The following is a 917-nucleotide window of genomic DNA, read 5'->3' on the forward strand; positions in this document are numbered from 1 at the left end:
GTTGGCGAATACGCCGGCGCAGTTTGCGGCGTTTCAGGGGGAGCTGGAGAGCCTGGCTGCCTTGGGGTATGCGCCTGAAACGCGGTTGGTGGCATCGCAGGATATGGCGCAGGTGGTTGGCTCAGGCTTGTATGCCGGTGGCCTGGTGGACATGGGCTCCGGGCATCTGCACCCGTTGAACCTGGTGCTGGGGGAGGCTGGAGTGGCCGAATCCCTTGGGGTGCGGATCTTTGAAGACAGCCCGGTGCTGGAGTTGATCCATGGCGACACGGTGCAGGTGCGTTGCGCGTCCGGCACCGTGCGCGCCGGTAACCTGGTGCTGGCGTGCAATGCGCATCTGGAGGAACTGGAGCCGAAGTTGAGCGGCAAGGTGCTGCCAGCGGGGAGCTACATCATTGCGACCGAGCCGCTGTCGGTTGGGGTGGCTGATCAGTTGATTCCGCAGAACCTGGCGTTGTGTGATCAGAAAGTGGGGTTGGATTATTACCGCCTTTCGGCGGATCGGCGGTTGTTGTTTGGGGGGGCTTGTCATTATTCGGGGCGTGATCCGGTGGATATCGCGGGGTATATGCGGCCGAAGATGCTCAAGGTTTTTCCGCAGTTGGCGAATACCGCGATTGAGTTTCAGTGGGGGGGGAAGATCGGCATCACCGCCAATCGCTTTCCCCAGGTGGGGCGCCTGAAGCAGCATCCGAATGTGTTCTATGCCCAGGGGTATTCGGGGCATGGCCTAAACGTGACGCATTGGTGTGCGCGGTTATTGGCCGAGGGGATTCAGGCTGGGCAGAGTCGGGGGTTGGATGTTTTCAGCCAGGTGCCGCATATGACGTTTCCCGGGGGGAAGGTGTTGCGTTCGCCGCTGCTGGCGTTGGGGATGTTGTGGTATCGGGTGCGGGAGATGGTGGGGTGATTGATTG

Annotated in this window: 1 protein-coding gene; it reads left to right on the forward strand. The window is 61.2% G+C overall.

Annotated features, from left to right (window positions below):
* Positions 1–910, forward strand: a 910-nt coding sequence (locus HX786_RS29280) for an FAD-binding oxidoreductase (RefSeq protein ID WP_256735335.1), incomplete at its 5' end; no start/stop codon positions are given.
* Positions 911–917: the final 7 nt, after the last annotated feature.

The sequence above is a fragment of the Pseudomonas sp. 21615526 genome (assembly GCF_013386245.1).
Classification (GTDB): domain Bacteria; phylum Pseudomonadota; class Gammaproteobacteria; order Pseudomonadales; family Pseudomonadaceae; genus Aquipseudomonas.